At 73.5% G+C, this 17,982-nt stretch carries 19 protein-coding genes; 9 read left to right on the forward strand and 10 right to left on the reverse strand.

All coding sequences use genetic code 11. The annotated features are described in order from the left end of the window. Window positions 1–43: 43 nt before the first annotated feature. The 6 genes from ACFWEG_RS01900 to ACFWEG_RS01925 form a co-directional block, all read right to left on the reverse strand. On the reverse strand, window positions 44–823 hold the full coding sequence (locus tag ACFWEG_RS01900; protein WP_387208069.1) for a cobalt-precorrin-6A reductase: 780 nt from the start codon (window positions 821–823) through the stop codon (window positions 44–46). 201 nt (window positions 824–1,024) lie between these two features. Further along, window positions 1,025–1,774 carry a precorrin-4 C(11)-methyltransferase gene (gene cobM / locus ACFWEG_RS01905; RefSeq protein ID WP_387208071.1) on the reverse strand — a complete coding sequence of 250 codons (750 nt, stop codon included), beginning with the start codon at window positions 1,772–1,774 and terminating at the stop codon, window positions 1,025–1,027. Then, window positions 1,771–3,063 carry a precorrin-6y C5,15-methyltransferase (decarboxylating) subunit CbiE gene (gene cbiE / locus ACFWEG_RS01910; protein WP_387208073.1) on the reverse strand — a complete coding sequence of 431 codons (1,293 nt, stop codon included), beginning with the start codon at window positions 3,061–3,063 and terminating at the stop codon, window positions 1,771–1,773. Before cbiE ends, cobM begins: the two co-directional genes overlap by 4 nt. 179 nt (window positions 3,064–3,242) lie before the next feature. Beyond that, complete coding sequence (locus ACFWEG_RS01915; protein WP_387208075.1) at window positions 3,243–3,743, reverse strand: hypothetical protein; 501 nt, start codon at window positions 3,741–3,743, stop codon at window positions 3,243–3,245. 80 nt (window positions 3,744–3,823) lie between these two features. Then, a complete protein-coding gene (locus ACFWEG_RS01920) occupies window positions 3,824–4,855 on the reverse strand; it encodes a DUF4328 domain-containing protein (RefSeq protein WP_387208077.1) in 1,032 nt (343 codons plus the stop codon). A gap of 216 nt (window positions 4,856–5,071) precedes the next feature. Beyond that, window positions 5,072–6,697, reverse strand: a complete 1,626-nt coding sequence (locus ACFWEG_RS01925; RefSeq protein ID WP_387208079.1) for a glycoside hydrolase family 20 protein — start codon at window positions 6,695–6,697, stop codon at window positions 5,072–5,074. A 341-nt stretch (window positions 6,698–7,038) separates the two neighbouring features. Between ACFWEG_RS01925 and ACFWEG_RS01930 the strand changes: the two genes are divergently transcribed. The 6 genes from ACFWEG_RS01930 to ACFWEG_RS01955 all read left to right on the forward strand — a co-directional run bounded on the left by ACFWEG_RS01930 (window position 7,039) and on the right by ACFWEG_RS01955 (window position 11,984). Next, complete coding sequence (locus ACFWEG_RS01930; RefSeq protein ID WP_387208081.1) at window positions 7,039–7,707, forward strand: 2-oxo-4-hydroxy-4-carboxy-5-ureidoimidazoline decarboxylase; 669 nt, start codon at window positions 7,039–7,041, stop codon at window positions 7,705–7,707. Window positions 7,708–7,842: 135 nt separating this feature from the next. After that, a complete protein-coding gene (gene sdhC / locus ACFWEG_RS01935; RefSeq protein WP_387208083.1) occupies window positions 7,843–8,223 on the forward strand; it encodes a succinate dehydrogenase, cytochrome b556 subunit in 381 nt (126 codons plus the stop codon). 5 nt (window positions 8,224–8,228) lie between these two features. Then, window positions 8,229–8,708: a succinate dehydrogenase hydrophobic membrane anchor subunit gene (locus ACFWEG_RS01940; protein WP_387208085.1), complete on the forward strand. Its 480-nt coding sequence runs from the start codon at window positions 8,229–8,231 to the stop codon at window positions 8,706–8,708. A 21-nt stretch (window positions 8,709–8,729) separates the two neighbouring features. Next, a complete protein-coding gene (sdhA, locus tag ACFWEG_RS01945; RefSeq protein ID WP_387208087.1) occupies window positions 8,730–10,484 on the forward strand; it encodes a succinate dehydrogenase flavoprotein subunit in 1,755 nt (584 codons plus the stop codon). Further along, window positions 10,484–11,260, forward strand: coding sequence for a succinate dehydrogenase iron-sulfur subunit (locus tag ACFWEG_RS01950; protein ID WP_387208089.1), 777 nt, complete (start codon window positions 10,484–10,486; stop codon window positions 11,258–11,260). Before sdhA ends, ACFWEG_RS01950 begins: the two co-directional genes overlap by 1 nt. A 175-nt stretch (window positions 11,261–11,435) precedes the next feature. After that, the gene (locus tag ACFWEG_RS01955; protein ID WP_387208091.1) at window positions 11,436–11,984 is read left to right on the forward strand and encodes a hypothetical protein; all 549 of its coding nucleotides are present in this window, start codon (window positions 11,436–11,438) and stop codon (window positions 11,982–11,984) included. Here ACFWEG_RS01955 and ACFWEG_RS01960 read toward each other — a convergent pair. Then, window positions 11,956–12,672 (reverse strand): maleylpyruvate isomerase N-terminal domain-containing protein, encoded by a 717-nt coding sequence (locus ACFWEG_RS01960; protein ID WP_387208093.1) that lies wholly within the window; start codon window positions 12,670–12,672, stop codon window positions 11,956–11,958. The genes ACFWEG_RS01955 and ACFWEG_RS01960 overlap by 29 nt on opposite strands. 149 nt (window positions 12,673–12,821) lie before the next feature. Between ACFWEG_RS01960 and ACFWEG_RS01965 the strand changes: the two genes are divergently transcribed. From ACFWEG_RS01965 to ACFWEG_RS01975, 3 genes are all read left to right on the forward strand, one after another. Next, window positions 12,822–13,241, forward strand: a complete 420-nt coding sequence (locus ACFWEG_RS01965; RefSeq protein ID WP_387208095.1) for a hypothetical protein — start codon at window positions 12,822–12,824, stop codon at window positions 13,239–13,241. After that, window positions 13,238–13,795 (forward strand): thiol-disulfide oxidoreductase DCC family protein, encoded by a 558-nt coding sequence (locus tag ACFWEG_RS01970; RefSeq protein ID WP_387208097.1) that lies wholly within the window; start codon window positions 13,238–13,240, stop codon window positions 13,793–13,795. Before ACFWEG_RS01965 ends, ACFWEG_RS01970 begins: the two co-directional genes overlap by 4 nt. 86 nt (window positions 13,796–13,881) lie before the next feature. Continuing rightward, the gene (locus tag ACFWEG_RS01975) at window positions 13,882–14,664 is read left to right on the forward strand and encodes a TetR family transcriptional regulator (protein ID WP_387208099.1); all 783 of its coding nucleotides are present in this window, start codon (window positions 13,882–13,884) and stop codon (window positions 14,662–14,664) included. A gap of 48 nt (window positions 14,665–14,712) precedes the next feature. On the opposite strand, the gene ACFWEG_RS01980 is transcribed toward ACFWEG_RS01975, so the two are convergent. The 3 genes from ACFWEG_RS01980 to ACFWEG_RS01990 all read right to left on the reverse strand — a co-directional run bounded on the left by ACFWEG_RS01980 (window position 14,713) and on the right by ACFWEG_RS01990 (window position 17,979). Next, window positions 14,713–16,266, reverse strand: a complete 1,554-nt coding sequence (locus tag ACFWEG_RS01980) for an ABC transporter substrate-binding protein (RefSeq protein ID WP_387208101.1) — start codon at window positions 16,264–16,266, stop codon at window positions 14,713–14,715. Window positions 16,267–16,378: 112 nt separating this feature from the next. Further along, complete coding sequence (locus tag ACFWEG_RS01985) at window positions 16,379–17,722, reverse strand: metallophosphoesterase (RefSeq protein WP_387208184.1); 1,344 nt, start codon at window positions 17,720–17,722, stop codon at window positions 16,379–16,381. Window positions 17,723–17,724: 2 nt separating this feature from the next. Then, window positions 17,725–17,979 carry an SCO4848 family membrane protein gene (locus ACFWEG_RS01990; protein WP_387208103.1) on the reverse strand — a complete coding sequence of 85 codons (255 nt, stop codon included), beginning with the start codon at window positions 17,977–17,979 and terminating at the stop codon, window positions 17,725–17,727. Between the last annotated feature and the right edge of the window lie 3 nt (window positions 17,980–17,982).

The following is a 17,982-nucleotide window of genomic DNA, read 5'->3' on the forward strand; positions in this document are numbered from 1 at the left end:
CCGTCCCGCGCGGAGGCTCTCCGGGGCTGGGTCGCGACGGTGGTCACCCCTCCGCGGGCGGGCGGCCGTCGTGCCTCCGCGCGGACGCCTCCCGCACCCACCGCCGCGCCTGGAGCACGTCGGTGACGGCCGGGACCCCGGCGGGCCCCCGCGGCCGCCGCACCACCACCACGGGCAGGCCCGCCTCCCGCGCGGCCGTCAGCTTGGGCGCGGTGGCCGCACCGCCGCTGTCCTTCGTGACGACGACGTCGATGCGGTGCCTCTGGAGGAGCTCTCGTTCACCCGCCAGGGTGAAGGGGCCGCGGTCCAGGAGCACGTCCATCCGGGGCGGGTGAGGTGGCTCCGGGCAGTCGACGGAGCGGACGAGGAACCACAGGGCGTCCAGGCCGGCGAACGCGGCGAGTCCCGTGCGGCCGGTCGTCAGGAACACCCGGCGGCCGAGTGCCGGCAGCAGGTCCGCGGCGGCCGCCAGGGAGGCGGCCGGATGCCAGTCGTCGCCCGCGACCGGCGTCCAGCCGGGGCGGCGCAGCGCGAGCAGCGGGACGTGCGCGGCGGCGGCCGCCAGGGCCGCGTTCTCGCTGATCCGCCCGGCGAAGGGGTGGGTGGCGTCCACCAGGGCGTCGACGGCGTGCGCCCGCAGCCAGTCGGCCAGCCCCTCCGCGCCGCCGAAACCGCCGATCCGCACGCCGCCGGGCGGGGTCCTGGGAGCGGCGACACGGCCCGCCAGGGACGTGGTCACGCGGAGCCCGGGCAGCGGTTCGGCGGCCAGGGACTCGGCGAGCTGCCGCGCCTCCGTGGTGCCGCCGAGGATCAGCAGGTGCACGGCGGAGGTCCCTTCGGGCGCAGCAGGTTGACTCGGTTCACAGGGAGGACGATCGGGTCGGTTCACGGACCCGGCCCCGGGGCGCGGCAGCCGCCCGACGCGGCGCACGGGCTCGGCTCACGCACCCCGGTTCACGCAGCGCCCGGCACGGCTCGGTTCACAGCGGTCCGCGCGGTGAACGCGGGCGCACGCGGCCCGCTCTCAGCACGCGTGCCGGTCACGCTCCGGCGAGTACAGGTGGCTGTCCCGGAACTGCTCGGCCCCCAGTGTGCGCCCGACCATGATGACGGCGGTGCGCAGCACCCCCGCCGCCTTCACCTGGCCGGCGATCTCGCCCAACGGGCCCCGCAGCACCAGCTCCTCGGGGCGCGAGGCGTACGCGACGACCGCGGCCGGGCAGGCGGCGCCGTAGTGCGGCAGCAGCTCCTCCACGACCCGGTCGACGTACCGCGCGGCGAGGTGGAGGACGATCAGCGCGCCGCTGCGGCCGAGCGTCGCCAGGTCCTCGCCCTCGGGCATGGCGGTGGCCTGCTGCGCGATCCGGGTCAGGATGACGGTCTGCCCGACCGTCGGCACGGTCAGCTCCCGCTTCAGCGCCGCGGCCGCCGCCGCGAAGGCCGGCACCCCCGGCACGACCTCGTACGGCACCCCGGCCGCGTCCAGCCTCCGCATCTGCTCGGCGACCGCGCTGAACACCGAGGGGTCGCCGGAGTGCAGCCGGGCGACGTCCTGGCCCTGCTCGTGCGCCCGGACCAGCTCGGCGGTGATCTCGTCGAGGTCCAGCTCGGCGGTGTCGACCAGGCGTGCGCCCGGCGGGCACTCGGCGAGCAGTTCGCGCGGCACGAGGCTGCCCGCGTACAGGCAGACCCCGCAGGCGGCGAGGGTCCGCGCGCCGCGCACGGTGATGAGGTCGGCGGCGCCGGGGCCCGCGCCGACGAAGTACACGGTCATCGGTTCTCCTGGGGTGCGTGCGGGTCCTGGTCGCCGGGTGCGGGGGCGTCGTGCGGCTTGCGCGCGGTCCACTGGGTCACCGGCATCGCCTGCCGCCAGCCGGTGAACCCGCCCACCGGCACCGCGTGCGCGACGGCGAGCCTGACCAGCTCGCCCCCGTACCGCCGGCGGGCCTCCGCGAGGAGCGCCTCCGACTCCAGCGTCACCGTGTTGGCGACCAGCCGTCCGCCGGGCGGGAGCGCCGCCCAGCAGGCCTCCAGGAGCCCCGGCGACGTCAGTCCGCCGCCGATGAACACGGCGTCGGGGCGCGGCAGTCCGCCGAGGACGTCGGTCGCGGCGCCCGTCACGACCCGGAGCCCCGGTACGCCGAGCCGGTCGGCGTTGCGGGCGATGCGCGCGGCCCGCTCGGGGTCGCGTTCGACGCTGACGGCCCGGCAGGCGGGGTGGACGCGCATCCACTCGATGCCGATCGACCCCGAGCCGCCGCCGATGTCCCACAGGAGCTCGCCCGGCGCGGGGGCGAGGACGCCGAGCGTCACCGCGCGGACGTGCCGTTTGGTGAGCTGCCCGTCGTGCTCGTAGGCGTCGTCCGGGAGCCCCGGCACGGCGCCCAGGTGCGGCGCCCCGGGGGCGCGACGGCACTCCAGGGCGACGATGTTGAGCGGATCCCCGGAGGGCGCGTCCCAGGCGTCGGCCGTCGCCTCGTCGCCGACGTGCTCCTCGGGAGCGCCGAGTCGCTCCAGGACCCGCATCCGGCTCGGACCCCAGCCCCGCTCGCGCAGCAGGGCGGCGACGGCGGCGGGGGTTTCGGCGTTCGCGCTCAGGACGAGCAGCCGGCGGCCGTGGTGCAGCGCGGCGGCCAGCCGGGCCTCGGGGCGGCCGACGAGCGTGACCACCTCCACGTCCTCCAGCGGCCAGCCGAGCCGGGCGGCGGCGTACGAGACCGACGACGGGTGCGGCAGCACGCGCAGGGCGTCCGCACCAAGCTCCTCGGTCAGCGCCCGGCCGATGCCGTAGAACATCGGGTCGCCGCTGGCCAGGACGGCGAGGCGGCGGCCGGCGTGGGCGGCGAGCAGGGCGGGGACGGCGGGTCGCAGCGGGGTGGGCCAGGCGACCCGCTCGGCGGCGCATCCGGGTGGCAGGAGGTCCAGTTGGCGCTTCCCCCCGATCACTGCCTCCGCGTCGCGCAGGGCGTCCCGCGCGGTGCCGGAGAGGCCCGACCAGCCGTCGGCGCCGATGCCCACGACGGTGACGGGCGGCGGGGGCGGGGCCGTCGGGCCGGGAGTCACTGCGCGGTACCTCGTGCCTCGGAGCGTCGCTGTTCGAACGGACTCGGCGCAGTTTACGGTCCGCCGCCTGTAGCGGGGCTGTCGGGTGCGTCACGCCCTCGAACAGGTCCCGGACGGCGGACGGGCGGGAACCGCCCCAGGGGGTTCCCGCCCGACGGCCTCTCGACCGGAGTGCGGCCTCAGATGCCGAGCCGCTCCAGGAAGTGGAAGAAGAGCAGTTCGGCGGAGGGTTCGGCCGGGGCCCGGAAGACCGGGACGAGCACGTCCGCGGAGGTCTCCCGGCCGGTGCCCTCCTCCGCCCACGCCGCGGCCCGCTCGGCGGCGTCCTCCGGGCTGAGGAAGAGGTCCTCCACGCCCGGCCCCTCGGGGGCCAGGTAGTCGCCCATCGCGTCCCGCGCGAGCGCCGCGTTCCAGCCGCCGGTCTCCGGCGCCGCGGCCTCGACGACCACGCACGCGCTGTCCATGACGAACCCGAAGAGCGCCGGTGCGCCCGTCTCCTGCGCCAGCTTGTTCATGTCGCCGACGTCCGGCACGTCCGGGCGGCTCGGGTGCTCCCACACCTGCCAGCCGTCCGCGCGGCGTTCGTGCAGCGTCAGGCCCTCCCGTACGCCCGCGAGCGCGTCCAGCTCGTTCAGGGCGCGCTCGCTGCGCGCGACGACGTAGTAGCCCCAGTAACCCATGCCCGTATCCCCCACTGTGATCGACGGCCGCGGCACGCAGTGACTCCAGCACACACTTGCGATGTCCGCCACCCATACCGTCAGACGAACTGATGCCCGGTCCCGTTCCGTCCGTGCGCCTTGTCGTCCTGAAGCGCCGTCAGCTTGCGGACGAACAGGAGCGCGGACACGGCGGCGGCGAGGAGGAGCATGTCCCCGGCGATGCACACTCCGGTCGCCGACCGCACCTCCTCCGCACCCTCGGCCCGGTCGTACAGCCTGCCGCCGAACTCGGTGAACCAGCAGCCGAGCAGCCAGAACGTCCACCAGGCGTTGATGCCGCTGTTCGGCACGTCGACGGTGCCGTGGTCGGCGACCGGCGGGCGGCTCGCCTCCCAGACGTCCAGCGCGATCCGGCGCGGGAACCACAGGTTCACGATCGGCACGAACCAGGACCAGACGGTCCACCCACGCCTCTTGGAGTGGTACTCGGGCGCGAACACCTCGGCGTTGACGCGGACCCGGTGGAACCAGACCAGGAAGACGACCCCCGTCGCCAGCAGGCCGGCCGACCACACGAGGGACGCCACGGTCTCCAGGGTGTCGGCCCGGTCGGCCGCGGCCTGGACCTCGGCCCCCCAGGCGCCGCCGATCAGATCCGTCATCACGCCGTAGGTGTGGAACTCCGCGGCGAGGCAGAACAGTCCCGCCGCGATCATCACCGCGAGCAGCGTCACCACGGCCTGGCTCAGCCCCACCGGGGACTTCAGCACCGCGGAGGGCCCCGCCGGGTAGGCCCACGGCGGCGGCTCCGGGTACAGGGGCAGCGCGCCGGGCGCGGGATACGGGTGCGCGTACCCCGGAGGAACCGCCACGGCGGGCCCGCCGACGGAGACGGGCGCACCGGCGGGGACGGGGGCACCGGCGGGGACGGGCGCTGCGCGGTCCGCGCCGGCCGCCCCCTCGGCGTCGTCGGCCTCGTCGTCGTCGGCCCCGGGGCCGACCGCCGACTCCGGGTGCGGGTCCGCGTGGCCGGGCGCGGCCGTCGACCCGCCGGGCCCGTACGTGGCGCAGCGCGGGCACAGGCCGTCCGCGGTCGCCGCGGCTCTCGCCCGGCAGTGTGAGCACAGCATGATCCGGTCAACCCCCCACAGGTCCCGCCCCTCACCGAGCGGCGCGGGCGCCAGCGGAAGATACGTGACCTCAGGTGACCGCGTCCACCGGCTTCCGCGCAGCTCAGCGGGGTCCCGGGCGCCTCTCGACGCGGACCCGGGCCCGCCCTCCGCGCCGCGTCCCCGCGCACGGCCGGCGCACCCCGCGCCCCGCGCCCCGCACCCCGCGCCCCGCCCTCAGCGCACCGCGCGCGCCCGCGCCGCGAACTGGTCCCACGTCAGCGGCCGCTCCGTGTCCCACACGCGCTGGGCGAGCGCGGCGAGCGGGAGGCGGATCGCGGTGGCGATCTGCTCGGGGGTCTGCGCCTCGGCCTGGTCGCACCAGATCGCGAACACGCCGCCGAGGATCTGGTCGTCGTACCGCGCGGGCACCGGTTGCGTGCCGCGCAGGACGAGCGGGGACCACTCCTCGTAGATGCGCCGCCCGGTCGGGTACCGGAAGGTGTTGGGCTCGCCGAGGACGTAGTACAGGTACTCGTCGTTGAGGTTGACGACCTTCCAGTCGTCGTCCAGGTACTCGCGCGGCTCGCGGGCGCCGATCTCCTTGCCCGTCCAGTACTCGACCTCGCGGTCCCGGTTCGGCCGCACCGCGCCGTCGGGGTGCAGGCCGTCGTTCCAGACCTTCACCGTGGTCTTGCCGGCCTTCTCGACGGTCTCCTGCCGGTCGTTCAGCCACGCGGTGGCGAGGTCCTGGACGGTCGCGTCCGCCCCGTACCGCTCGCGGGCGAGCGCGGCGAGGCGGGGGTAGGACGCCTCGGGGTCGGACTTCACGAGCGCCTGGTACTCGTCGCCGCCCAGGTGCCAGGAGCGGCCGGGGAACAGCTCCGCGTACTCGCGCAGCAGCGAGTCGATCAGCCGCGCGGAGGCGGGGTTGCCGATGTCGATGGCCCCCCTGGTGGCCCGGCCGCTCGCGTCGCGCAGCTGGAGGTCCGGGTACGCGTCGATGACCGCTCCCAGGTGCCCGGGTGAGTCGATCTCCGGGACCACGGTGATGTGCAGGCTGTCCGCGAGCCTGAGGATGCGGCGCACCTCGTCCTTGGAGAGCGCGTCCTCGGACACGATCTCCGGGTGGTCGTCCGACTCGATGCGGAAGGCCTGGTCGTCGGAGAAGTGCAGTCCGAACTGGTTCAGCTTCAGGTCGGCCGCCTCGCGCAGCCGGTCCTCGATCCACCGCGCGGTGAACGGTTTGCGCGCGTTGTCCAGCATCAGGCCGCGCTGCGGCTTCGCCGGACGGTCCTTCACCGTGCCCTCGGGAACGCGCCCCTGGGCCCGCACCGACTGCTTGACGGTGCGGGTCCCGTAGAACGCGCCCGCCTCGTCGGCGCCGGTGATCCGCACCCGCCCGTCGCGGACGGTCATGGTGTACGACTCCGCGGGACCGCCGCCCGCCACGTCCAGCTCGACGTCGCCCGCCCGGGCGTCGGCGTCCCCGCCGTAGTCGATGCCGAGCTCCCCGGCGAGCAGCCTGCCCTCGTCGGCGAGGCCGTCGTCCCGGACGAGCACCCGGCTGTCCTCGGCCGGCCGCCAGCCAGGACCGCGGGCCGCGGTGTGCTCCCGGACGGCCGGGACGGCCCGGGGCGGCTTCGACAGGGCGTAGGAGCGGGACGGCGAGGGGGACGCCGACGCGGGCGCGGACGACGACGGGTCGGCGGCCTGTTCGCGGCCGGTGTCCTGCCCGTCGCCCCCGCACCCGGCCAGGAGCAGTCCCAGGGCCGCCGCTCCGGCGACCCCGGCCGTCACCGCCCCGGTGACCACCGCGCCGCGCGTCGGCCGCTCCGCCCGCCTGCGCCGACGGCCGGTCACCGGGCACCGCCGCCGCGCACGCGGTGCGCCCTCGCCTGGTGTCGCCTGCTGTGGGTTCCGGGGTTCACGTCGTCGACCTCGCCTCGCTCGTCGTCCTCCCGATCGTCGTCCCGCGCGGGGTGCTCCCGCACGGCGGCGACGGCCGTCCGTGGCTCCTGGGGCGCGCGCCCCGGGGCGGCACCGGATCGCGGATGGCCGGATTCCACCCCGGTCCTCGGCCGGTCACCGGCCGCCGGGTGTCGTCGAAGTCCACTCCGTGCATCCAAACTCTCCCGTTCAGGTGAAATTCGCGCATCCGTCGGACAACTCCCGTCACCCGCGGATACCGTGCCTCTGATGTCGTGACGCACTCCGGCTCGACGAGCCGCACCCTTCCGGCCACCCGCGGCCGGACCGCCGCGACCCTTCCGGCCGCCGCCCGCCCCTTCCACCGCCGGCACGCCGTCCTCCGCTCACCGCTCACCGCTTCCCAGGAGCCTCCGCTGTCCTCCCGACCCGACCGGCGCCCTCCGGGCCTCGACCGGCTCAACGCGGCCCCTCTCTCCGACGCCCTCGACCAGCTGCTGGCCTGCTGCGCCTGCCCCGAATGGGCCGCTCGCATCGCCGCCCACCGCCCCTACCCCGATCTGGGCTCCCTGCTCGCCGCCGCCGACGAGGCGGCCTACGACCTCTCCCCCGCGGCCCTGACGGCCGCGCTGGCGGCCGAGTCCGCGCCCCGGCTCCCACCGGGCTCCCCCGGCCCGCCCGCGGCCGCCCACACGGCGCTGAGCGCCGCTTACTCCGCCTACGAGAGCCGCTTCGGGCACGCCTTCGTGATCTGCCTGGACGCCTTCGACCCGTCCCGGCGCCTCGACCAGCTGCTCGCCGCCGTCCGCACGCGCCTCGCCCTGGCGCCGGAGGACGAGCGGGCGCTGGCCGCCGACGAGCTGCGCGCCCTGGTCCGCGGTCGGCTGGCCCGCGCGCTGGCCCGCCCCGGAACACGCTCCGATAGCCCGTACGTGCCTGTTTGATCACACCCGCAGGGCCGGGGTGAAGGATCCGACAGCGCGTCGATACGATGACCCACGGCCGGTGGACCGTACCCGGCCGGGTCAGACCGACATCGAAGCCGGCAGGCCCCCGATCCGCTCCCGGAGGGTATTTCCGTGCCGGCTGGAACGCTGTATCGCGGCCGGGAAGGAATGTGGAGTTGGGTGGCTCACCGAGTCACCGGCGTCCTCATCTTCTTCTTCCTGTTCGTCCACGTCCTCGACACCGCACTCGTGCGGGTCTCCCCCGAGGCGTACGACGAGGTGGTCGCCACCTACAAGACGCCGCTCGTCGCGCTCATGGAGTACGGCCTCGTCGCCGCCGTCCTGTTCCACGCGCTGAACGGCCTCCGGCTGATCGCCGTGGACTTCTGGTCGCAGGGCCCCCGCTACCAGAAGCAGATGCTCTGGACCGTGGTGGGCCTCTGGGGCGTGCTGATGCTCGGCGCGCTGTACCCGGTCCTCGGCCACGCCTTCGCTGAAGTCTTCGGGAGCTGACGACGATGTCCACTGACACCACCGCGTCCGGCGTCGGGCCCGTAGAGTCCGCGCCCCGCTTCGACCGCGACAACCCGGCGCCCTACATCGAGCCGCCGCGGCTGCGCACCTCCAAGACCCCCAAGTCGACCCGCGGCAACTTCGAGCTCTACGGCTGGCTGTTCATGCGCCTGTCGGGGATCGTGCTCGTCGTCCTGGTCCTCGGCCACCTGCTGATCCAGCTCGTCCTCGACGGCGGCGTCTCCAAGATCGGCTTCGCGTTCGTCGCGGGCCGCTGGGCGTCCCCGTTCTGGCAGGTCTGGGACCTGCTGATGCTGTGGCTGGCCATGCTGCACGGCGGGAACGGCCTGCGCACGGTCGTCAACGACTACGCGGAGCGCGATTCCACCCGCCTGTGGCTGAAGGGCCTGCTCTACACCGCCACGGTGTTCACCATCCTGCTCGGCACGCTGGTGATCTTCACCTTCGACCCGAACATCCGCTAGAGCCCGGGGCTGACGCGACCAATGAAGATCCACAAGTACGACACCGTCATCGTCGGCGCGGGCGGCGCCGGCATGCGCGCGGCCATCGAGTCGACCAAGCGCAGCCGTACCGCCGTGCTGACCAAGCTGTACCCCACCCGCTCCCACACGGGCGCCGCGCAGGGCGGCATGGCCGCCGCGCTCGCCAACGTGGAGGAGGACAACTGGGAGTGGCACACCTTCGACACCGTCAAGGGCGGTGACTACCTGGTCGACCAGGACGCCGCCGAGATCCTCGCGAAGGAGGCCATCGACTCCGTCCTCGACCTGGAGAAGATGGGCCTGCCCTTCAACCGGACGCCCGACGGCACGATCGACCAGCGCCGATTCGGCGGGCACTCCCGCAACCACGGCGAGGCCCCCGTCCGCCGGTCCTGCTACGCCGCGGACCGCACCGGCCACATGATCCTCCAGACGCTGTACCAGAACTGCGTCAAGGAGGGCGTGGAGTTCTTCAACGAGTTCTACGTCCTCGACCAGCTCCTGGTCGACGTGGACGGCGTGCAGACCTCCGCCGGCGTCGTCGCCTACGAGCTCGCGACCGGCGAGATCCACGTCTTCCAGGCGAAGTCCGTGATCTACGCCTCCGGTGGCACCGGCAAGTTCTTCAAGGTGTCCTCCAACGCGCACACCCTGACCGGCGACGGCCAGGCCGCCGTCTACCGGCGCGGGCTGCCCCTGGAGGACATGGAGTTCTTCCAGTTCCACCCGACGGGCATCTGGCGCATGGGCATCCTGCTCACGGAGGGCGCCCGCGGCGAGGGCGGCATCCTGCGCAACAAGGACGGCGAGCGCTTCATGGAGAAGTACGCGCCGGTCATGAAGGACCTCGCGTCCCGTGACGTCGTCTCGCGCTCGATCTACACCGAGATCCGCGAGGGCCGCGGCTGCGGTCCCGAGGGCGACCACGTCTACCTCGACCTCACGCACCTCCCGCCGGAGCAGCTCGACGCCAAGCTGCCCGACATCACCGAGTTCGCGCGGACCTACCTCGGCATCGAGCCCTACACGGACCCGATCCCGATCCAGCCGACCGCGCACTACGCCATGGGCGGCATCCCGACCAACGTCAAGGGCGAGGTCCTGCGGGACAACACCACCGTCGTCCCCGGCCTGTACGCGGCCGGCGAGGTCGCCTGCGTGTCCGTGCACGGCGCCAACCGCCTGGGCACCAACTCGCTGCTCGACATCAACGTCTTCGGCAAGCGGGCCGGCATCGCGGCCGCGGAGCACTCGCAGACCGCGGAGTTCGCCGAACTGCCCGAGGACCCGGCCGGCCTCGTCGTCGCCCAGGTCGAGCGGCTGCTGAGCTCCACCGGGTCCGAGCGGGTGGCGGACATCCGCCGCGAGCTCCAGGAGACGATGGACGCCAACGTGATGGTCTTCCGCACGGAGCAGACCATCAAGACGGCCGTCGCGAAGATCGGCGAGCTGCGCGAGCGCTACCTGAACGTGTCGGTGCAGGACAAGGGCAAGCGGTTCAACACCGACCTCCTGGAGGCGATCGAGCTGGGCAACCTGCTCGACCTGGCCGAGGTCATGGCCGTGTCCGCGCTGGCGCGCAAGGAGTCCCGCGGCGGTCACTACCGCGAGGACTTCCCCAACCGCGACGACGTCAACTTCATGCGCCACACCATGGCGTACCGCGAGGTCGGCGACGACGGCGCCGAGTCGATCCGGCTCGACTACAAGCCGGTCGTGCAGACCCGCTACCAGCCGATGGAGCGTAAGTACTGATGGCTACCCCCACCCTGACCAAGTCCGACAGCGCGGACGCGCCGGAGCCCGGTTTCGCCGACTCGCCGTACATCGCGGTCACCTTCCGGATCCGCCGGTACAACCCCGAGGTGTCCGCCGACGCCGAGTGGCAGGACTTCGAGATCCAGATCGACCCGAAGGAGCGTGTCCTCGACGCCCTTCACAAGATCAAGTGGGACGTCGACGGCACCCTGACGTTCCGGCGCTCCTGCGCGCACGGCATCTGCGGCTCGGACGCCATGCGCATCAACGGCCGCAACCGGCTGGCGTGCAAGACGCTGATCAAGGACCTGAACCCGAAGAAGCCCATCACGGTCGAGGCCATCAAGGGACTGACGGTCCTGAAGGACCTCGTCGTCGACATGGAGCCCTTCTTCCAGGCCTACCGCGACGTCATGCCGTTCCTCGTCACCACGGGCAACGAGCCGACCCGTGAGCGGCTGCAGAGCGCCGAGGACCGGGAGCGGTTCGACGACACCACCAAGTGCATCCTGTGCGCCGCGTGCACGTCGTCCTGCCCGGTCTTCTGGAACGACGGCCAGTACTTCGGCCCGGCGGCCATCGTCAACGCGCACCGGTTCATCTTCGACTCGCGCGACGAGGCCGGCGAGCAGCGCCTGGAGATCCTGAACGACAAGGACGGCGTGTGGCGCTGCCGTACCACGTTCAACTGCACGGACGCCTGCCCGCGCGGCATCGAGGTCACGAAGGCGATCCAGGAGGTCAAGCGCGCGCTGATCACGCGCCGCCTGTGACCAGGCGCTGACGCCCCCTCAGGGCCCGTCCCCGGTTCGTCCGGAGGCGGGCCCTTCGGCGTCGCGGTGTCCCGCGTATCCCACCCCGGGGCGATGGCTTCCCGGGCGACGGGGTCGGTAGGCTCGAAGGGCGGTCGACCAGGGCCGGCGGTGGCGAGATGGGGGACGCAGGGCGATGAGCGATCCGAACCAGAACCCGTACGCGGGCGACTCCGGGGCCTACGGGTACCCGGGCGGCGACCAGGGCCAGTACGGCTGGGGCCCCGGCAAGCAGCCCCCGCAGCCGCCGGGCTACGGCTACCCGGCCCCGGCCTACGGGCCGCCCGCCGGCGGCTACGGCTACCCGCAGGACGCCGGCTACCCGGTGCCGGCGGCGGGCGGCGCGCCCCAGGTCGCGATCGGCGACATCTCGGTGGTCGGCGACCAGATCCTCACCCCGAGCGGCCCGATGCCGCTGCGCGGCGCGGTCTGGAACGCCGTCGACATGTCGCGCACCGAGGAGAAGATGCCGGCCGTCGCGATCGTCCTCGCGGTGCTCTTCTTCTTCGTCTGCTTCCTCGGGCTGCTCTTCCTCCTGATGAAGGAGAAGACCACCACCGGCTACATCCAGGTCACCGTCACGAGCGCGGGCCGCACCCACCAGACGATGATCCCGGCCACCGGCCCGGACTCGTTCGCCTGGGTGATGGCGCAGGTCAACTACGCCCGCACGCTGAGCCTGTAGGCGCGTTCGCCGGGGGCGTCCCATACCAGCGCCAGGAGGTGCGTCGGGCGCGCCCCGGGAGGTCCCCGCGGCCGGTGGCCCACAGGAGCGCCGGCCAGGGGGCCGCCTCCGCGCGGGGGACGTCCGGGAAGAGCCGGTCCAGTGAGCGGGCGACCAGATCGGCGGGCGGCTCCCAGGGGAGGCCGAGTCCCGCGGCGATGTCGTGCGCGTGCACAAGGGTCTCGACGACGCCCATGGCGGCGAACCCCTCCGGGTCGGACGCCCCGTAGCCGTGGTGCGAGCGGACCGCGGGCGGCGTCGTGCGCGTCATGGCGACCAGCAGCGCGCCGCAGGCCTCCAGGACCTGCAGCAGGCCCGCCGGGCCGGCGGCGCGGTCGGCGTGGACGGCGTTTGCCGGTCCCCCGGGTCGCCGGGCCTCCCAGACGAAGGGCACCTCCGCGTCCCGCGGCGGCGTGCGCGGACCGAGCTGCGCCGCGTAGGCGAAGAGGTCGTCCGCCAGGTGCTCGACCGTCTCCCAGCAGGTCCACTCCAAGGTGCCCGCCGGCGCGTCCCAGGCGTCGTCCGGGACGTCCTCCAGAAGCGCCACCGCGAGCCCGACGGCCACGTCCACGTCGTCGGGTGCGACAGGGGCGCGTTCCGCGTCCGAGTCCCTAAGGGGCTGTGGCGCGCGTTGCGCTGATCCGTCCATGGCCGGACCCTACGGCGATCTCCATCGGGTGTCCAAGGACTTCCCTCTCCACTTGAACATGTTCAAAAGCAGGGCTACCGTCACTCCTGACAGCGTTTTTGAACGCGTTCAACGAGGCCGCCAACGGCCGCGCACAAGGGTGGGACCCCATGGACCTCACAGTCGTCTCGTACGTCGTCTACCTGCTCGTCAGCATCGGGCTGACCGTCTGGGTCGCCAGGACGCTCAGCCGGAACGGCAAGGTCTTCCTGTCGGACGTCCTCAAGGGCAACGAGAAGCTCGCGGACGCCGTCAACCACCTGCTCGTCGTCGGCTTCTACCTGGTGAACCTCGGGTTCGTCGCGCTCTTCCTGCGGGCCGAGCGCGAGGTCGGCGAGACGGCGGGGCTCTTCGAGGCCCTGTCGGTGAAGCTCGGCGTCGTGCTCCTCGTGCTCGGCGTGCTGCACCTGGGCAACGTCTTCGTCCTGAACAAGATCCGCCGCCGGGGCCTGATGGAGCGTGAGCAGACCCCGCCGGTCGACCCGCAGGGCTGGATCGGCGGGACCGCCCCCACCGGTGCGGGCGCGTGACCGCGCAACGCACCGCCGTAGGCCGGGGCGCCGCCCGCACCCCGGTCCGCGGGCTCACCGTGCTCTACGACGCGAACTGCCCGCTGTGCGCCTTCGTGCGCGCGTGGATGGGTCGTCAGCGGGCCCTGGTCCCGCTGACGTTCGTCCCGGCCGGCTCGCCCGCCGCCGTCGAGCGGTTCCCGACGCTCGACCCGGCGGCGACGCTGTCGGAGGTCACCGTCGTCGGCGACGCGGGGCAGGTCTACACGGGCCAGGCAGCCTGGGAAGTGTGCCTGTGGGCGCTCGCCGAACACCGCCCGATGGCGCACAGGCTCACCACGTCGGGGGGCGCCGCGTTCGCCAAGGGAGCCGTCCTGGCCGCGGCGAAGTACCGCCGGTCGCAACGGAAGCTCCCGGACCCGCCGCCGCCTCGGCAGCCCGCGGGCTCCTGGGGCGGCGGACCGTACATCAGCGCGGACGGCTGGTCGTACGACCCCGCCCGGGACTGGGTCCTGCGGCAGCCGCCCCCGCCCCAGGACCCCGACTGCGGCGGCTCGTGCCCCGCGCCGAGCTGAGCGCGCCGGTGGCGCGAGGCCGGGTTCAGGGGCCCGCGGACGGGGAGTCGCCCGAGGTCCGCGGGCCAGGCTCTAGGCTCGGGACCGTGTCGGAGAAGCCAGAGCAGAACGAGACCCCCGAGAACGCGACCCCAGGGCCGGACACGGCCCCGGCCGCGGGCGACGCGGCCGGGACCGGCCCCGCGAAGGGCGAGCAGACCAGGGCGCTCATCCTGGAGACGGCGCTGCGCCTGTTCCAGGAGCGGGGGTACGACAGGACCACGATGCGGGCCATCGCCCAGGAGGCCGGGGTCTCGGTCGGCAACGCGTACTACTACTTCGCCGGCAAGGAGCACCTGATCCAGGGGTTCTACGACCGGATCGGCGTCGAGCACCAGGCCGCCGTGCGGACGGTCCTGGAGCGGGAGACGGACTTCGAGGCCCGGTTCGCCGGGGTCCTCACCGCCTGGCTCGACGTGGCGGGTCCCTACCACGAGTTCGCGGCGCAGTTCTTCAAGAACGCCGCCGACCCGGAGAGCCCGCTGAGCCCGTTCTCGCCGGAGAGCGAGCACGCGCGGGTCGCGGCCGTGCGGACGCACCGGGAGGTGCTCGCGGGCTCCCGGGCCAAGGTCGCGCCGGAGCTGGCCGACGCGGTGCCCGAGCTGATGTGGCTGGCCCAGATGGGGCTGGTCCTCTACTGGGTGTTCGACCGCTCGGAGGACAGCGAGCGCACCCGCCTGCTCGCCCTGCGCGGGGCCCGGCTCACCGCCCACGGCGTGCGGCTGTCCCGCTTCCGCCTGCTGCGCCCCCTGGTCCGCGAGGTGCACGAGCTGTTCGTCGACTTCCTGCCCGGGATGGCGGAGACCGTCGCCCGCCGCGCGGGGGCGTGACGCGGGGGCGTGACCCGCGCGGACCGTCGTCCGCGCGGGGTTGTTCCGTCAGATGCGCTCCAGTTCCCACAGCCGGTACACGCCCGAGCCGTCGGTCATGTTCTGCGTCCCGCCGACTCCGTTCGTGCTGAGCACGTAGTCCTTGCGCTGCCAGAGCGGGATCAGCGGCACGTCCCTCGCCACCTCGCGCTGAAGCGCGGCGAAGTCGTCCACGGCCCGCGCCCGGGCGCTGTAGCGCTGGGTGTCGACGACGAGGGCGTCGATCGTCCGGTTGGAGTAGCCGTTGGAGAGGCTGTTCTCGGTGCCGACCAGCGGCTGGGCGAAGGTGTCGGGGTCGGGGTAGTCGGCGAGCCAGCCCACGACGTAGGCGTCGAACTTCCCGTTGAGGTAGCCGCTCTGGAAGTCCTGCCAGTCGTGGTAGCTGACGTCGACGTCGAAGAGGCCTCCCGTCTCCAGCTGCTTCTCGATGAGCGAGGCCTCCTTCCTGATCTCGCCGCCGCCCGCCCGGAACCCGATCCCGATCTTGACGGGCAGCTCGGCGCCCGATTCCTGGAGCAGCTTCCGCGCCTTGGCCACCGACGGCTTGGAGTAGGCGTCGAAGAACGGGGTACGGTGCCCCTCGATCCCGCGCGGGATGACCGAGTACAGCGGCTCCACGGTGTCGAGGTACGCGCCCGAGGCCACCTCGGGCCGGTCGACCAGCCACGCCGCCGCCTGCCGCGTCGCCCGCTGCGCGAACGGCGTCCCCTTGCGCACGTTGAGCACCAGGTTGCGGATCTCGGCGCTGTCGCCCTCCGCGACCCGCACGTCCCGGTCGGTCGCGTCCGTGTCGCTGATCACCTTCGGCGGCAGCTGGCGCGAGGCGACGTCGACGTCCCGCTTCTGCCAGCTCGCGTCGAGCGCGTCGGCGTCCTCGAAGTACCGGATGGTGACCGGCAGACCCGTCTTGTGCGCGGCGCCCCGGTAGTCGGGGTTCGGCGCCAGCTCGGCGTACTGCTTCTCCTTGTACTTCTTCAGGACGTACGGTCCCGAGCCGTCGACGCCGGTCCCCTCGCGCAACTTGTCTGCGGGGTACTCCTCGCGGTCCACGATCGAGCCGGCGCCGGTCGCGATACGCATCGGGAACGTGGCGTCGTCGGTCTTGAGCCGGAAGACGACGTCACGGCCGTCGGGCTCCACCGACTTGATGTTGGTGAGCAGCGAGGCGGCGCCGTTCTCGTCGTCGATGGCGAGCAGCCGGTCGAAGGAGTACTTGACGTCCTCGGCGGTCACCTCGCGGCCGCTGGAGAACTTCAGGCCCTCGCGCAGCGTGCAGCCGTAGGTGCGCAGTCCGTCGCCGATGAACGCGCACGACGACGCCGCGTCGGGGACGGGCTGGGTGCCGCCCGGTTCGAAGCTCAGGAGCGACTGGAAGAGGTTGCTGTAGAGGGCCCAGGAGCCGGTGTCGTAGCCGCCCGCCGGGTCCAGGGAGGTGACCGCGTCCACCGTTCCCACGGTCACGGGATCGGCCTTCTCCTCGCCCGGTAGGAGCTGCCAGGCGCCCACGCCGGCGGCCGCGAGGGCCGCACAGCTCGCCAGTATTCGTATGCCGACCGCTTTCATGACCTGTTCCTGTTTCGAGCCCCACCCGGAAGTTGCGGCACACTGAACCACAGGTGTTTCCGGTGAGGGAAGGGGATCGGGGAGCGGTCCGGTCAAATGTTCCCCAGCCGTGTCACGCCTGCCGGGAGGCGAGCTGGACGACGGTGATGTCGGCGGGGGCCCCGACCCGTACCGGGGGTCCCCAGGCGCCCGCGCCGCGCGTGACGTAGAGCTGGGTGTCGCCGTACCGGTCGAGCCCCTCGAGCGTCGGGTTCGCGGCGGCCGCCACGTAGTTGAGCGGCCACATCTGGCCGCCGTGGGTGTGCCCCGAGAGCTGCAGGTCCACGCCGTGCTCGACCGCCTCGTGGATCATCACCGGCTGGTGCGCGAGGAGGACGGACGCGCGCCCGGGGTCGCGGTCGCCGAGGGCCCTGCCGTAGTCCGGGGCGTCGCCGTGGTCCTCGCCGGAGACGTCGTTGACGCCGGCCAGGTCGAAGCCGGGGATCTCCACCCGCTCGTTGCGCAGCGGCCGCAGGCCCAGTTCCCGCACGTGGTCGACCCACTCCTCGACGCCGGAGTAGTACTCGTGGTTGCCGGTCACGAAGAAGGAGCCGTGGCGCGCCCGGAGGCCGGCCAGCGGCTCCGCCGCGGTGCCCAGGTCGGCGACCGTGCCGTCGACGAGGTCGCCGACGACGGCCACCAGATCGGGCCCGGTCGCGTTGATGGTGTCGACGATCCGCTGCGTGTGGGCGCGGCCCAGGACGGGTCCCAGGTGGATGTCGCTGACCACGGCGATCCGGTAGCCGTGCGCGGAGCGCGGCAGCTTGGCCAGCGGGACGGTGACGCGCTTGACCGTGGGTCCGCTCAGCACGTTGGAGGTGCCGTAGGCGACCGTTCCGGCGGCGGCCAGGGCCGCGGCGCCGCCGACGACGCGGGAGACGAACAGGCGGCGGGAGGGCAGGTGGAGGCCGGCGGCCGGGGCGGGGGCCTCGGGGGCGCGGTCGGGGCCCTCCGCGGCCGGTGCGTCCGCGGACGGCGGCGCCGGGTGCTCCGCGGCGGCGACGCCGGCCGGAGCCGCCGCCGGCACCGGCCGGGCGGCCGCATCCCCTTCCGCGCGGTCGTCGGCGGGCCGGGAAGCCCCCTCGGCCTCCCGCGCGGCGGCGCGACGGGCGAGCACCCGCAGCAGCACCGGGCGGACGAGTTCGGCCACCGCGAGCGCGAGCAGCAGGTAGAGCAGGAGCGCCGCCCAGAGGAAGCCCGGCCAGGCCAGCGTCTGCTTGAGCACGAACGGCAGGTCGGAGCGGGCGGAGACCTGCGCCGCGATCATGGCGAGCGGGAGCGCGACGAAGGCGGCGGCGCCGACCCGCCGCCAGGGCGAGCCCTCGCTCGTGGTGTCGCGCACCAGCCGCCGCCAGAGGTACCAGTGGGCCGCCCCCACGACGCCGAGCGCGACCAGGCCGACCAGCACGAAGACGATGATCACGCGGACCCCCCGGCGGTGCGGCGCAGGGCCCGCACACCGCGGAACCCGATCACGCCGACCGCCGTCCCCAGGAGGAAGGACGTGACGGCGAGCATCAGGTGCACCCAGAAGTACCCGGTCGGGTCACCGGCGTCGTCGAAGGCGAGACCGCTTCCGTCCTGCCACAGATTCTTGACGAAAGTGGTCCAAATGACCCACGACCAGGCTCCGAAGGCGAGCAGGAACCAGGAGACGGGGCGGCTGAGCTTCATGGC

The organism is Streptomyces sp. NPDC060194, assembly GCF_042728285.1.
Lineage (GTDB): Bacteria > Actinomycetota > Actinomycetes > Streptomycetales > Streptomycetaceae > Streptomyces.

What these genes read in the sequence shown, in the direction of transcription:
- ACFWEG_RS01965 (WP_387208095.1), top strand. Translation starts at nt 12,822, where the DNA reads ATGGACCTCACAGTCGTCTCGTACGTCGTCTACCTGCTCGTCAGCATC.
- ACFWEG_RS01920 (WP_387208077.1), bottom strand. Translation starts at nt 4,855, where the DNA reads ATGCTGTGCTCACACTGCCGGGCGAGAGCCGCGGCGACCGCGGACGGC.
- ACFWEG_RS01915 (WP_387208075.1), bottom strand. Translation starts at nt 3,743, where the DNA reads ATGGGTTACTGGGGCTACTACGTCGTCGCGCGCAGCGAGCGCGCCCTG.
- ACFWEG_RS01955 (WP_387208091.1), top strand. Translation starts at nt 11,436, where the DNA reads ATGAGCGATCCGAACCAGAACCCGTACGCGGGCGACTCCGGGGCCTAC.
- cobM (WP_387208071.1), bottom strand. Translation starts at nt 1,774, where the DNA reads ATGACCGTGTACTTCGTCGGCGCGGGCCCCGGCGCCGCCGACCTCATC.
- ACFWEG_RS01940 (WP_387208085.1), top strand. Translation starts at nt 8,229, where the DNA reads ATGTCCACTGACACCACCGCGTCCGGCGTCGGGCCCGTAGAGTCCGCG.
- ACFWEG_RS01990 (WP_387208103.1), bottom strand. Translation starts at nt 17,979, where the DNA reads ATGAAGCTCAGCCGCCCCGTCTCCTGGTTCCTGCTCGCCTTCGGAGCC.
- ACFWEG_RS01960 (WP_387208093.1), bottom strand. Translation starts at nt 12,672, where the DNA reads ATGGACGGATCAGCGCAACGCGCGCCACAGCCCCTTAGGGACTCGGAC.
- sdhA (WP_387208087.1), top strand. Translation starts at nt 8,730, where the DNA reads ATGAAGATCCACAAGTACGACACCGTCATCGTCGGCGCGGGCGGCGCC.
- ACFWEG_RS01950 (WP_387208089.1), top strand. Translation starts at nt 10,484, where the DNA reads ATGGCTACCCCCACCCTGACCAAGTCCGACAGCGCGGACGCGCCGGAG.
- ACFWEG_RS01980 (WP_387208101.1), bottom strand. Translation starts at nt 16,266, where the DNA reads ATGAAAGCGGTCGGCATACGAATACTGGCGAGCTGTGCGGCCCTCGCG.